Annotated in this window: 11 protein-coding genes; all 11 read left to right on the forward strand. The window is 70.3% G+C overall.

The window, feature by feature from the left end; genetic code table 11:
* The first annotated feature begins 39 nt into the window (after positions 1–39).
* A complete protein-coding gene (gene nusA / locus MYMAC_RS10655) occupies positions 40–1,740 on the forward strand; it encodes a transcription termination factor NusA (protein ID WP_013938663.1) in 1,701 nt (566 codons plus the stop codon).
* A gap of 82 nt (positions 1,741–1,822) precedes the next feature.
* Positions 1,823–2,095 (forward strand): YlxR family protein, encoded by a 273-nt coding sequence (locus MYMAC_RS10660; RefSeq protein ID WP_238540064.1) that lies wholly within the window; start codon positions 1,823–1,825, stop codon positions 2,093–2,095.
* 81 nt (positions 2,096–2,176) lie between these two features.
* Positions 2,177–5,398: a translation initiation factor IF-2 gene (infB, locus tag MYMAC_RS10665; RefSeq protein ID WP_095958010.1), complete on the forward strand. Its 3,222-nt coding sequence runs from the start codon at positions 2,177–2,179 to the stop codon at positions 5,396–5,398.
* Between the two features lie 117 nt (positions 5,399–5,515).
* Positions 5,516–6,124, forward strand: coding sequence for a DUF503 domain-containing protein (locus MYMAC_RS10670; RefSeq protein ID WP_013938668.1), 609 nt, complete (start codon positions 5,516–5,518; stop codon positions 6,122–6,124).
* Entirely contained in the window at positions 6,121–6,480 is a 360-nt protein-coding gene (gene rbfA, locus MYMAC_RS10675; RefSeq protein WP_013938669.1) for a 30S ribosome-binding factor RbfA, read from the forward strand. Before MYMAC_RS10670 ends, rbfA begins: the two co-directional genes overlap by 4 nt.
* Positions 6,481–6,512: 32 nt before the next feature.
* Positions 6,513–7,382, forward strand: a complete 870-nt coding sequence (gene truB, locus MYMAC_RS10680; RefSeq protein ID WP_095958011.1) for a tRNA pseudouridine(55) synthase TruB — start codon at positions 6,513–6,515, stop codon at positions 7,380–7,382.
* A 209-nt stretch (positions 7,383–7,591) separates the two neighbouring features.
* Positions 7,592–7,861, forward strand: a complete 270-nt coding sequence (gene rpsO, locus MYMAC_RS10685) for a 30S ribosomal protein S15 (protein WP_002636433.1) — start codon at positions 7,592–7,594, stop codon at positions 7,859–7,861.
* A gap of 386 nt (positions 7,862–8,247) precedes the next feature.
* On the forward strand, positions 8,248–10,422 hold the full coding sequence (pnp, locus tag MYMAC_RS10690; RefSeq protein WP_095958012.1) for a polyribonucleotide nucleotidyltransferase: 2,175 nt from the start codon (positions 8,248–8,250) through the stop codon (positions 10,420–10,422).
* A 171-nt stretch (positions 10,423–10,593) separates the two neighbouring features.
* A complete protein-coding gene (locus MYMAC_RS10695; RefSeq protein ID WP_095958013.1) occupies positions 10,594–11,391 on the forward strand; it encodes a hypothetical protein in 798 nt (265 codons plus the stop codon).
* 6 nt (positions 11,392–11,397) lie between these two features.
* Positions 11,398–12,408: a M23 family metallopeptidase gene (locus tag MYMAC_RS10700; protein ID WP_204817504.1), complete on the forward strand. Its 1,011-nt coding sequence runs from the start codon at positions 11,398–11,400 to the stop codon at positions 12,406–12,408.
* A 118-nt stretch (positions 12,409–12,526) separates the two neighbouring features.
* Positions 12,527–12,982, forward strand: coding sequence for a dUTP diphosphatase (gene dut / locus MYMAC_RS10705; RefSeq protein ID WP_013938674.1), 456 nt, complete (start codon positions 12,527–12,529; stop codon positions 12,980–12,982).
* The last annotated feature ends 57 nt before the right edge of the window (positions 12,983–13,039 follow it).

Raw genomic sequence — 13,039 nt, forward strand, 5'->3', positions numbered from 1 at the left:
CCGTGCGAGCGCGCCCGTGGACCCCTTTAGGAGAAGACCATGCCCACGCAGCAAGCCAACCCGAGCGTCAACCTCAACCTCGTCCTCGACCAGGTCGCCAAGGACAAGGGCATCGACCGGGCTGTGCTGATTGCCACGCTCGAAGACGCGATGAAGACCGCGGCCAAGAAGCACTTCGGCCAGGACCGCGAGCTCGAGGCGACGTACGACCCGGAGAAGGGCGTCGTGGAGCTGTTCCAGGCCATCACCGTGGTCGAGGAGATTGTCGACCCGGTCCAGGCGGTGAATCAGATCTCCCTGGTCGAGGCCCACAAGAAGGGCATGGAAGTGGAGCCGGGCGACGAGCTCGTGTTCCAGATCTTCTACCGGGACGAGGACGCCGCCGAGGCCAAGGCCCAGGACGACCAGTACGGCGACATCCTCCGCCTGAAGACCTTCCGCCGCGGCTTCGGCCGCATCGCCGCGCAGACGGCCAAGCAGGTCATCCTGCAGCGCACGCGCGACGCCGAGCGGGAGAACGTCTTCAACGAGTACCGCGACCGGAAGAACGAAATCGTCACCGGCATCGCCCGCCGGTTCGAGCGCGGCAACATCATCGTGGACCTGGGCCGCGCCGAGGCCGTGCTGCCGGTGCGCGAGCAGGTCCCGCGTGAGACGTACCGCCCCGGCGACCGCGTCCAGGCCTACGTGCTGGACGTGCTCCGCGAGTCCAAGGGGCCCCAGATCGTCCTCAGCCGCGCGTCCGTCAACCTGCTCACCAAGCTGTTCGAGATGGAGGTGCCCGAAATCGCCGAGGGCATCGTCGTCATCGAGGCGGCGGCGCGTGAGCCGGGCGGCCGGGCGAAGATCGCCGTGTCCAGCCGGGACTCGGACGTGGACCCGGTGGGCGCCTGCGTCGGCATGAAGGGCAGCCGCGTGCAGGCGGTGGTGCAGGAGCTGCGCGGCGAGAAGATCGACATCGTCCCGTTCGACGAGGACCCGGCCCGCTTCGTGTGCTCGGCGCTGGCCCCCGCGGAGGTCAGCCGCGTCATCATCGACGAGGCCAACCACGCCATGGAGCTCATCGTCCCGGATGACCAGCTCAGCCTGGCCATTGGCCGCCGCGGCCAGAACGTCCGCCTGGCCGCCCAGCTCACGGGCTGGAAGCTGGACATCAACAGCGAGAGCCGGGTGCGGGAGCTGCGCGAGTTCGCCAACCGCTCGCTCGGCTCGCTGCCCGGCGTCAACGAGATGCTGGTGGAGACGCTCTACGCGCACGGCTTCCGGCAGGCCCGGGACATCGCCGAGGCCAACGAGGAGCTGCTCGCGCAGCTCCCGGGCATCGACCCGGCTCGCATCCCCTCCATGCAGGAGGCCGCCCGGACCCGGATGGTCGAGGATCAGGCGGAACTGTCGCGCATGGATTATGAAAGGGAGCAGGCCCGGATCGCCGAGGCCCGGCGGCACCCGGACGAGCTCAGCCAGCCCGAGCGGATGGCGCGTGTGCGCGGCGTCGGTGAGAAGACCATCGAGCAGCTCATCCTCGCCGGCTACCGCTCGGTGGAGGACATCGCCAACGAGAAGGACCTGGCGAAGCTGGGCGATGTTCCGGGCGTGGGTATCAAGAAGGCCCGCCAGCTCAAGAGCGCGGCGGAGAACTACCTGGTGGAGGAAGCCAAGCTGCGCGCGGAGCTGAATGCCGAGCGCGGCGCGACGGCGGCGACGTTTGATGGTGGCGCGGAAGCCACCAAGTCGCCGTAAGCTAGGCAAGGGAGGGAGCGTGGGGCGCCCGGCTGGCCGGCCCAGGCCGGAAGTTCAAGACGCGGGGTCAGGTCCGGTCCGGATGTGCGTCGGATGCGGGTCACGGCGGCCGCAGGCGGAGCTCACCCGGTTCGTGGTAGGGCCCGGAGGCGCCATCGAGGTCGACAGGAAGAGGCGGCTGCCAGGACGGGGCGCCTACCTGTGCGGTGCCGGTTGTCTGACGGCAGCGCTGAAGCGGAAGGCGTTTGGTAGGGCCTTTCGCGGAAAGGCGGGCCAGGTTGACCCGTCGCAGCTCGGACAGGCATGGGAGCAGGGGGTCGGAGTGGGGAGGGGTGCGGGGGGGAGTGGGTGTTAGTCACCACTCGCACACATTTTCGGGTTTGGACTAGGGTGCTGCGCCCCGGAGTCGGCGGAGCAGAAGGCCATCAAGGGCAATATGTCGAAGAAGCGCGTCCACGAAATCGCCAAGGAACTCAAGAGCCACGGGATCGAGCTCGACAACAAGGAGGTCGTCACCGAGCTGTCGAGCCTCGGTTACGACGTCAAGAGCCACTCGTCGTCTCTCGATGACGACCAGGCGACCGCTGCCGTCCAGAAGATCCTGGACAAGCGCAAGCCGAAGCAGGCCACGCCGCCGGTGACGGCGAAGGGCTTCGTCGTGCGCCGGAAGGTGGGTCCGCCCGCCGGTGCGACCGCGGACAGCGGGGCCGAGGCTTCACACGCCGCCGAGCCCGCGGCCCCCCCTGAGCTGCCTTCGGCCCCCGAGCCCGTGGCCGCCACGGCCGAGGAGCCGGTGCAGCCGCCGCCCGCGGAGGCGCCTCGCGCGCCCGCCGAGGCGCCGAGCGCCCCGGAGCCTCAGCATGCCGAGGCCCCGGTCGCCGCCGCGGAGCCGGTCGCTCCGTCCGCTGTCACGTCTACGCCGCCCGCGCCGGTGGCCGAGGCCCCGAAGGCCCCCGCCGCCGCCGAGGTGGCTTCACCCACGCCCGCCGCCGAGGCCCCACAGGCCCCGGTGGAGGCTCCCCAGGCTGCCGCTCCGGCTTCCGCCGCCGCGCAGCCTCGTCCCCCTGTCCAGGAGAGCACCACCTTGCCCCAACCCCCCCCCCGCTCACCGGTACCGCCGTCAGTCCGGACGCCTTCGAGCACTTCCTCGTCCGCGACTGTCGTGTCCCGGGGCCCCGCGCCTGGCTATCCGCAGCGCAGCGGACCCGGTGGCCGTCCCGGTGGTCCGGGCGGTCCGGGTGGCCGTCCCGGTGGTCCGGGCGGCCCGGGCGGTCGTCCCGGTGGTCCGGGCGGCCCGGGCGGTCGTCCCGGTGGTCCGGGCGGTCCGGGTGGTCGTCCCGGTGGTCCGGGTGGCCGTCCGTCGTACCAGGGGCCGGGCTCCTACCAGGGCTCCGGCGCGCGTCCCGGACAGGGACCGGTGCGTCCCACGTCGGCGCCTGGCATGGGCGCGCAGCCCTCCGCCTCCGCGTCGCCTGTTCCGCAGGGCCCCACCATCATGGTTGGCGGCGTGCCGCACGCCCAGGTGACGCCCACGGGCGCGCAGGCGCGTCCCACGGCGACCCAGGCCGTCGTCATCTCGCGCCCGCTCATCCAGGTGCGCCGCGTGACGCCCACGGCGGGTCAGGCCAAGCAGTACCCCATGGCGCCGGGCCGCACGGGCATCCCGGAGCGGCGTGAGTACAAGGTCGTCCCGGACCACCTGGGCCGTGGCCGCGAGCTGGTGGACGTCTCCAAGAACAAGGAGCGTGGCCAGCGCAAGCGCACCAGCGGTGATACGCAGAGCGTGTCCAAGCAGGAACTGACGGACATGGTCTGGGGCCGCGTCACCATCCCCATCCGTGGCAAGAAGCGCAAGCCCACGAAGAAGGGCGCCAAGACGCAGATCACCCAGATGGCCGAGGAGAAGAAGGTCATCAAGCTCCAGGAGGGCATCTCCGTGTCCGACCTGGGCCAGCGCATGGGTGTGCGCAGCAACGAGCTCATCAAGAAGCTGATGGGCCTGGGGAAGATGGTCACCGCGAACCAGATGGTGGACGCGGACACGGCGGAGACGGTCGCCAGCGACTACGGCTGGAAGATCGACCGCGTGGGCTTCGAGGTGGAGGACTACCTGCCCGAGGTGGAGGCCCGTCCCGAGGACGAGCGTCCCCGTCCGCCGGTGGTCACCATCATGGGCCACGTCGACCACGGCAAGACGAGCCTCCTGGACGCCATCCGGAAGGCCAACGTCGCGCAGGGTGAGGCCGGTGGCATCACCCAGCACATCGGCGCGTACAGCATCAGCACCGCGCGCGGTGACGTGACGTTCCTCGACACGCCGGGCCACGAGGCCTTCACGTCCATGCGCGCCCGCGGCGCCGACGTGACGGACATCGTGGTGCTGGTGGTGGCCGCCGACGACGGCGTGATGCCGCAGACGGTGGAGGCCATCAAGCACGCGAAGGCGGCCGAGGTGCCCATCGTCGTCGCCATCAACAAGATGGACGTGCCGGGCGCCAACCCGGACCGCGTGAAGAAGGACCTGGCCAACCACGAGCTCACCCCGGAAGAGTGGGGCGGCGACACCATCATGGTTCCGGTCTCCGCGAAGACGAAGGAGAACCTGGAGCTGCTGCTGGAGAACCTGGCCCTCCAGGCCGAGGTGCTCGAGCTGTCGGCCAACCCGAACCGTCCGTCGGTGGGCGCCATCATCGAGGCCAAGCTGGACCGCGGCCGTGGCCCGGTCGCCACGGTGCTGGTGCAGGAAGGCACGCTCAAGCTGGGTGACGCCGTCGTCACCGGCTCGCACTACGGCCGCATCCGCGCCATGACGAACAGCCGCGGCGAGCAGGTGAAGGAAGTGATGCCGGGCTACTGCGCCGAGGTCGTCGGTCTGTCCGGCGTGCCGAGCGCGGGTGACGCCATCAACGTGGTGGCGGACGAGAAGGCGGCCAAGCAGATCGCCGAGCACCGCGGCATGAAGGACCGGCAGACCGAGCTGTCCAAGGTCAGCCGCGAGTCCCTGGAGCAGCTCTTCGCCAAGACGAAGGCGGGCGGCGGCCCCAAGGAGCTGCGCGTCGTCATCAAGGCGGACGTGCAGGGCTCGTCCGAGGCCGTCAAGCAGGCCGTCCAGAAGCTGTCCACCCACAAGGTCAAGGTGGAGGTGGTGCACTCCGGCGTGGGCGCCATCACCGAGGGCGACGTGATGCGGGCGGCGGCCTCCAAGGGCGTGGTGCTCGGCTTCAACGTCAACCCCGAGTCCGGTGCCGAGGCCGCGGCCAAGGCGCAGGAGGTGTCGCTCAAGAGCTACTCCATCATCTACGAGCTCATCGACGGGGTTCGCACGGAGATGGAGGGCCTGCTGGAGCCCATCCGCACCGAGCGCAAGCTGGGCCGTGCGGAGGTGCGCAACACGTTCAACGTGCCGCGCCTGGGCACCATCGCCGGTGCGGCGGTGCTGGACGGTGTGATGAAGCGCGGCGCCTTCGTTCGCCTCATGCGCGAGAACAAGCAGTTGTTCTCCGGCAAGATGGCGTCGCTGCGGCGCTTCAAGGACGACGTCAAGGAAGTCGCGCAGGGCTTCGAGTGCGGTATCGGCATCGAGAGCTTCAACGACCTCAAGCCCGGTGACATCATCGAGGCCTACGAGATCGAAGAGACTCGGCAGAGCCTCACCTAGTCGCAGGAGAGCCCCGGCGCCTCCCTGAAACCCTGGGAAGACCCCATCTTCCCAGGGTGCTGATGCCCGGGTTGCCACCGCCTTCGGGCGGGGCTACCCGTGGCGAGGGGGACATTCATGTTCGTAGGTGTCGCACGCCTCACCCTGCAGATTCCGGACAGCGGCTCGCTGAAGTCCAAGCGGCAGGTGCTCCGCCGGGTGATGGACCGGCTCAAGGCCCGCTTCAACGTGGCCGTGGCCGAGGTCGAGGACCAGGAGCTCTGGCAGAAGGCCTCGTTGGCGCTCGCGGTGGTGGGCAACGAGCGGCGCCACGTGGACGAGCAACTGGAGAAGATCATCCACTCCGTCGAGGAGATGTACGTCGCCCCGCTGTTGTCGCGAGAGACGGAAATCCTCGGCTTCGGGGACCAGCTCTTCGCGAGCGGCCAGGCGGCCGCCCGCGGGGCCTTCTCGGCGCGGGCGGTGGACGAGGACGCGGAGGAGCTGGACCTCTCCCCCGAGCAGGCGGCGGCGCATTCGGAGGCCGCCATTGCCCGGTTCCTGCGGGGCGAGCGTTCGTCGCTCGCGGAAGCCGAGGGGCTGGGGGAGTGGGAGAGCCGCCATGAAGGCGGCATGGATGGCGGCGCCAGCCGCCCGTCTCCGTCGAGCGGTGGACGGATGACGTTCGACGAGGCGCGGGCTCGGGCCCGCTCCCTGCGCAACCCGCGAGACTGGGAGAAGAAATGACGACGCATTCCCGACCGGAGCGCGTGGGGCAGGAAATCCAGGCGGCCATTGGTGACCTGCTCACCCGGGGCATGCTGAGGGACCCGCGCATCGGCTACATCACGATTACGGGCGTGAAGGTCTCCCCGGACCTCCGCGTGGCCCGGGTCTTCTACTCGATGATGGGCAGCGAGCAGGAGCGCGCGGACACCCAGAAGGGCCTGGAGGCCGCCAAGGGCTTCGTGCGCCGCGAGGTGACGTCCGCCGTCAACCTGCGCGTGTCGCCGGAAATCTTCTTCTCCTTCGACGAATCCGTCGGCGAGGGTGACAAGATTGACCGGCTGCTGCGCGAAGTCCGCAACAAGGAAGGCTGGTAGGTCCAGGCCCGGGCCTCCACGATTGGCGTGCCATGGACGGCGTCCTCGTCATTGACAAGCCCACCGGCCCCACGTCGTTCGACGTGGTCCGCCAGGTGCGTTCGCTGCTCCGCATCAAGAAGGTAGGCCATACCGGGACGTTGGATCCGCTGGCCACCGGCGTGCTGCCGCTCTGCCTGGGGGAAGCCACCAAGGTCGCGGGCTTCATCACCGAGGGCGACAAGGCCTACGACGCCACGGTGCGGCTGGGCGCAGAGACGGACACCCTGGACGCGGAGGGGCAGGTGACGGCGCAGGCGCCCGTGCCGGCCCTGACGCCCGCCTTGATTGAGGCCGCGCTGGCGCGCTTCCGGGGCACCTTCGACCAGGTCCCGCCCATGTACTCGGCGGTGAAGGTGGGCGGGAAGCGACTGTACGAGCTGGCCCGGGCGGGAGAAGAGGTGGAGCGCGCCGCCCGCCAGGTGACGGTGTACGAGCTGGTGCTGCGCGACTTCTCCGCGGAGCGGCTGCAGCTCTCGGTGCGCTGCTCCAAGGGCTTCTTCGTGCGCACCCTGGCCCAGGACGTGGGCCGGGCGCTGGGCTGTGGCGCGCACCTGGAGGCGCTGCGGCGCACTTCCAGCGGCCCGTTCTCCCTGACCCAGGCGCTGCCGCTGGCGGACCTGCCGGACCTGCTGAAGGCAGGCACGCTGGCGGGCCGCCTCATGTCCATGTCGCAGGCCCTGGTGGACCTTCCGGAGGTGCGCGTGAGCGCCGCCGACGCCAAACGCGTCTCCCACGGCGTCCCGGTGGAGGTCCCCGCCGGAAATGCGGGCCGGGTGCGCGTCATGGGCCCGGACGACGCGCTGCTGGCCGTGGCCGAAGTCACGGGCGGCCGCCTGCGCTATCTGCGCGTCCTCGTGTAGCGCCGGGACTTTTCGCGGGGTTGCGGCTGTACGTCAGCTCACGCTCCCGGACTTTCCGGGACGGGCGGGCAGGCGTCGAAGGTTGACCCCACGGGGGGTGAAGCTTATAAGCCCCCCGCTCGTTAGAAGGACGAACCCGGTCTGTACCCCTCCGCGGACCGCGGTGACGCGAGCAGCAACCTCCACCGGAGCGGGCAAGGTAGAGTCGAATGTCGCTGCATCAGGAGCGCAAGTCGGAGCTGGTGTCGAAGTTCAAGACCCACGAGACGGACACGGGGTCCCCCGAGGTGCAGGTGGCGCTGCTGTCCGAGCGCATCACCATGCTCACGGAGCACTTCAAGACGCACAAGAAGGACCACCACTCCCGCCGCGGTCTGTTGAAGCTGGTCGGTCAGCGCCGCCGCCTGCTGGACTACCTGAAGTCCAAGGACGTCGCGCGGTACAAGAAGCTCATCGACGGCCTCGGCATCCGCAAGTAGGCAGTTGAGCAGGACCCGGGGCGCTGGCAGAAACCAGCGCCCCGCGCGTTTAGGACGTAGGCGGTAACGGAAGTGAAGTGAAGCAGTCGAAGCGCGGTGGGTGGAGGCGGGCGAGGGAGTGGTGGCTGCGGAGGTTTTGGTTTCCGTTCGGAGGGGCTGACCACGGTCGGCTCCTGCGATCAGGGATCAAAAGTTCCGAGACATCCCTCCGGCGCTCCGCAAGCGCCCTCCGCAGTACATGCTGGCGGTTGCCTCAATTGGCGCCTGTCTTGAGGCGCGGGTGACCGCTCAACCACCCCGAGGGCCCTCCCGGGGTGCCGGGCCTATTTCCCAAGGCCGGGTGCGCGCGGTGGGGTCTTCGCCATGAAGAATCCAGAGGCACGGACATGTTGAAGAAGAGCGTCAAGATTGGCGAGAGCGAGCTGAGCATTGAAGTGGGCCGTCTGGCGAAGCAGGCCGACGGTTCCGTGGTGGTCCGCTATGGCGACACCATGCTGCTCGTGACGGCGGTGAGCGCCCGGGAGAAGAAGGACATCGACTTCCTCCCCCTGACGGTGGAGTACCAGGAGAAGCTGTACTCGGCCGGCCGCATCCCCGGCAGCTACTTCAAGCGCGAGGGCCGCCTCACGGAGAAGGAGACGCTGGCCAGCCGCCTGATCGACCGCTCCTGCCGTCCCCTGTTCCCGGAGGGCTACGCGTACGAGACGCAGGTCATCGCCAGCGTCATCTCGTCCGACCCGGAGAACGAGGGTGACATCCACGGCATCACCGGCGCCTCCGCGGCGCTGTGGGTGTCGGACATCCCGTTCGACGGCCCCATCGCCGGCATCCGCGTGGGCCGCGTCGGCGGTGAGCTGGTGGCCAACCCCACCGCGAAGCAGCGCGAGCAGAGCGACCTGGACCTCATCATGGCGGTGAGCCGCAAGGCCATCGTCATGGTGGAAGGTGGCGCGGAGGAGGTCTCCGAGGCCGACATGGTCGCGGCGCTGGACTTCGGCTTCAAGATGGCGCAGCCCGCGCTGGACCTGCAGGACGAGCTGCGGCGCGAGCTGAACAAGCAGGTCCGCTCCTTCGAGAAGCCCGCCGCCGTGGACGAGGCCCTGCGCGCCAAGGTGCGCGAGCTGGCCATGGACGGCATCAAGGCCGGCTATGGCATCAAGGAGAAGGCCGCCCGCTACGACGCGCTCTCCAAGACGAAGAAGGAGACGCTCGCCAGGCTCAAGGAGCAGCTCGGCGACGGCTACACCCCGCTGGTGGAGAAGCACGCCAAGTCGGTGGTGGAGGACCTGAAGTACGAGCACATGCGCGAGATGACGGTCAACGGTGGCCGCATCGGCGACCGTGGCCACGACGTGGTCCGTCAGATTACGTGCGAAGTGGGCGTGCTCCCGCGCACCCACGGCAGCGCGGTCTTCACGCGCGGCGAGACGCAGGCGCTCGTCGTCACCACGCTGGGCACCAGCGATGACGAGCAGCGCCTGGAGATGCTGGGCGGCATGGCGTTCAAGCGCTTCATGCTGCACTACAACTTCCCGCCGTTCAGCGTGAACGAGACGAAGCCGCTGCGTGGCCCGGGCCGCCGTGAAGTCGGCCACGGCGCGCTGGCGGAGCGCGCGCTGCGCAACATGGTGCCGAAGAGCGAGTCCTTCCCGTACACGGTGCGCCTGGTGTCGGACATCCTGGAGTCCAACGGCTCCTCGTCCATGGCCTCCGTCTGCGGCGGCACGCTGGCGCTGATGGACGCGGGTGTCCCGCTCAAGGCCCCGGTGGCCGGTATCGCCATGGGCCTGGTGAAGGAGGGCGACAAGATCGCCATCCTCTCCGACATCCTCGGTGACGAGGACCACCTGGGCGACATGGACTTCAAGGTGTGCGGCACCTCGAAGGGCATCACGTCCATCCAGATGGACATCAAGATCACCGGCCTCACCACGGAGATCATGAGCCGCGCGCTGGAGCAGGCGCGTCAGGGCCGTCTGCACATCCTGGGCGAGATGCTCAAGACGCTGGCCGAGTCCCGCAAGGAGATCAGCCAGTACGCGCCGCGCATCACCACCATCCAGATTCGTCCCGAGTTCATCAAGAACGTCATCGGGCCGGGCGGCAAGGTCATCAAGGACATCATCGCCCGCACGGGTGCCGCCATCAACATCGAGGACTCGGGCCGCGTGGACATCGCCAGCGCGAACGGCGAGGCCGTGAAGGCCGCCATCGCGATGATTCAGGCGCTGACCCGCGAGGCCGAAATCGGGAAGATCTACACGGGCACGGTGCGGAAGATCGCCGAGTTCGGCGCCTTCGTGGAGCTGTTCCCGGGCACCGACGGCCTCATCCACATCTCCGAGCTGTCCGACAAGCGCGTCAAGAGCGTCTCCGACGTGCTGAACGAGGGCGACGAGGTGCTGGTGAAGGTCGTCAGCATCGACAAGACGGGCAAGATCCGCCTGTCTCGCAAGGAGGCCATGGCGGAGCGCGCCGCGCAGCAGGGCGCCGCCGCCGCGGGTGAGGCCGCCGCGCAGCCCGCGGCTCCGGCGCCGACGCAGCCGGACGCCAAGGCCTAGTGGGTGCCCGAAGGCCCGGGCCGCTCACTCCGCGTGAGCGCCCGGCGCTGCTGACGCCCCCTTCCGCCGCCGCGCGGGAGGGGGTGTTTTCGTTTCAGGCCGAGCTGGTTTAGAGCCTTACAGGCGGGCCGTGCGTTGAGGTGCGGGCCCCGTCCTCAAGGGGGAGCCTGCTTGCCACCTCGACCACCACCGGCGTCGCCGTCCACGCCCTTCCTGGCGGATGTGTCCCGCTTCCTGGGGGCCTTCCGTTGGGCGTTCATGCCGCTGGGCCTGGTCGCGCTGGTGGCGGTGGGGGTGCACTCGGCGGCGGACACGCTGGATGAGCGGCTGCTGGCCCTGGTGGACCGGGTGGACGCGGGGTTCGACGCGCTCGTGGGCCGCTCCTCGCTGACGGCGTCCTGGGTGGAGTGGGTGTCGCTGGAGCAGCGCACCCGGATTGCGCGCTTCCTCGCGCTCGCGTGGGAGCTGGCCGCGGACGTGGTGCTGGCGCTGCCCGCGCTGGGCTACCGGGAGTCGGCCGCGCCCGCTCCGGCGGAGGCCTGGCGCGTGGTGCTGGAGCCCCGGTCCACCTCGCGCCCGACGTGGCGGCAGTTGTGGCAGCGGTGCCTGCGCAAGCCCACGCCCATGCGCTGGCTGCGGCCCCTGGCGACGGCGGCCGTGGTGCTGGCGGGCGCGTGCGCGGTGGCGAAGCTCATCCAGGGCTCGGTGTACCTCTCCTGGCGAGACTTGTTCGGTGACGGTGCCTCGGACGTGGTGGCGCGGGTCCTGGCGGTGGCCGGACTGGTGGGGGTGCTCGCCTCGCTCGGCTGGCGCGCGGTGCTGCGCAACCTGCAGCACGCGGACGCGGTGTGCGAGGAGGCCGGGGGCAGGAAGGCCTGGCGGCGCGGGCTGGTGGGCTGCGCGGTGGTGGTGCCGCTGGCGGTGGCGGCGGTGGTGGACGCGACGCCCGTGCTGTCCTTCTTCCGGTAGGTGCCCATGTTCCCGCGTCGCGCGAAAGGCTTGCTGGACTTCTGCATGGCGGCGCTCTGCGTGTGGGCGGCGTACCACCACACGCCAGCGGGCGCGCTGCTGCGCAAGGCCGCCGCATGGGCCTCGGGGACGCGAAGCAGCGCGCGGCCCCTGCTCGCGTACTACGACGGCGTCAGCGGCACCTCGCTGTCCCCGCCGATGGTGGCCCCCGACGTGCCGCTGTCGCGGGCGCTCACGGACGCGGAGGCCTTGGCCTGGGGCACCCACCTGTCCCTCAAGGGGGCGCGGCCGCGAGCGCGCCAGCCCGCGCTGGAGCTGGCCGCGGAGCTGGGCGTCCCCGCCGCGTCGCTGTTGGATGCGCACTCCGGCCCTGGCGCCGCGCGCACGCTGCATGTCGCGTTGGCCAAGGACTTTCCGGACGAAGAAGCCCGCCTGACGGCGCTCTTCGCGGGCCGCGTGCCCGCGCGCTACGCGCTGGAGCGGGTGTCGGCGGAGGGTGGGGCGCCCACGCTGGAGCGCCTGTCGAGCCAGCTCCCTCCGGGCTTCGAGGACGCGTCCGTGGGCGCCGCGCAGGCCCTGGCGCTGGCCACCGCCTTTGGCCTGGCGTGGCCCGTCCATGAAGGGGCCCGGGTGACGAGCCCCTTCGGCGAGCGCTTCCACCCGGTGCTGGGGCGGCGGAAGCTGCACACGGGTGTGGACCTGGGCGTTCCGGTGGGCACGCCCGTGGTGGCGGTGGCGGACGGCGTCGTCCGTCGCGCCAGCGAGGACGCGGTGAACGGCCGCGTGCTGGTGGTGGACCACGGCCGGGGCGTGACGACGGCGTACTGTCACAACTCGGAGCTGCTGGTGAAGGTGGGGCAGCGCGTGACGCGCGGGGCGCTGGTGGCGCGCTCGGGCAACACGGGCCGCTCCACCGGGCCACACCTGCACTACCAGTTGGAGCTGGCGGCGCGGCCCATGGACCCGCTGAAGTTCCGCACCGCCCTGCGGGCCGTGGCGAAGGACGCCGCGCCCTGAGGGGCTTCACGGCGCGCGCGGGCGGGGCGCTCTGTCAGCGCACGCCGTCCACTCGGGCGCGCGCGGTTGTCACGTCGCCGTGGCACCAGGCGGGTGGAGCTGTGCTAGTTCCCGACGCATGTCTTCCCCCGTCACGGTGAAGGTGCGCCGCGTGCGCACCCATGCGGAGCCCCTGCCACTTCCCCGCTACGAAACGGCGCAGGCCGCGGGCCTGGACCTGCGCGCGGACATCGATGGGGAGCGCGTGCTGGGCCCCCTGGAGCGGCTGGCGGTGCCCACCGGGCTCGCGCTGGCGCTACCTGCCGGGTACGAAGGCCAGGTGCGGCCGCGCTCGGGGCTGGCGCTGCGGCATGGCGTCACCCTGCTCAACGCGCCCGGCACGGTGGACGCGGACTACCGGGGGGAGGTGCAGGTGGTCCTCGTCAACCTCTCCAACGAGCCCTTCACCCTGCGCCGGGGCGACCGCGTGGCCCAGCTCGTGGTGGCCGCGGTGCCGCCCGTCGTCCTCCAGGAGGTGGAGGCATTGGAGGAAACCTCCCGGGGTGGAAATGGTTTTGGTTCCACGGGGCGCTAGCCGCTGACTTCCGTGCTTGGCGTTCCTTGATGACAGGGGAGCGTGCAGAATAAGAGG

Source organism: Corallococcus macrosporus DSM 14697 (assembly GCF_002305895.1).
Lineage (GTDB): Bacteria > Myxococcota > Myxococcia > Myxococcales > Myxococcaceae > Myxococcus > Myxococcus macrosporus.

Bases quoted from the DNA above. Each gene is read 5' to 3' on its own strand.
- nusA (WP_013938663.1), top strand. From the start codon at position 40: ATGCCCACGCAGCAAGCCAACCCGAGCGTCAACCTCAACCTCGTCCTC.
- MYMAC_RS10660 (WP_238540064.1), top strand. From the start codon at position 1,823: ATGTGCGTCGGATGCGGGTCACGGCGGCCGCAGGCGGAGCTCACCCGG.
- infB (WP_095958010.1), top strand. From the start codon at position 2,177: ATGTCGAAGAAGCGCGTCCACGAAATCGCCAAGGAACTCAAGAGCCAC.
- MYMAC_RS10670 (WP_013938668.1), top strand. From the start codon at position 5,516: ATGTTCGTAGGTGTCGCACGCCTCACCCTGCAGATTCCGGACAGCGGC.
- rbfA (WP_013938669.1), top strand. From the start codon at position 6,121: ATGACGACGCATTCCCGACCGGAGCGCGTGGGGCAGGAAATCCAGGCG.
- truB (WP_095958011.1), top strand. From the start codon at position 6,513: ATGGACGGCGTCCTCGTCATTGACAAGCCCACCGGCCCCACGTCGTTC.
- rpsO (WP_002636433.1), top strand. From the start codon at position 7,592: ATGTCGCTGCATCAGGAGCGCAAGTCGGAGCTGGTGTCGAAGTTCAAG.
- pnp (WP_095958012.1), top strand. From the start codon at position 8,248: ATGTTGAAGAAGAGCGTCAAGATTGGCGAGAGCGAGCTGAGCATTGAA.
- MYMAC_RS10700 (WP_204817504.1), top strand. From the start codon at position 11,398: ATGTTCCCGCGTCGCGCGAAAGGCTTGCTGGACTTCTGCATGGCGGCG.
- dut (WP_013938674.1), top strand. From the start codon at position 12,527: ATGTCTTCCCCCGTCACGGTGAAGGTGCGCCGCGTGCGCACCCATGCG.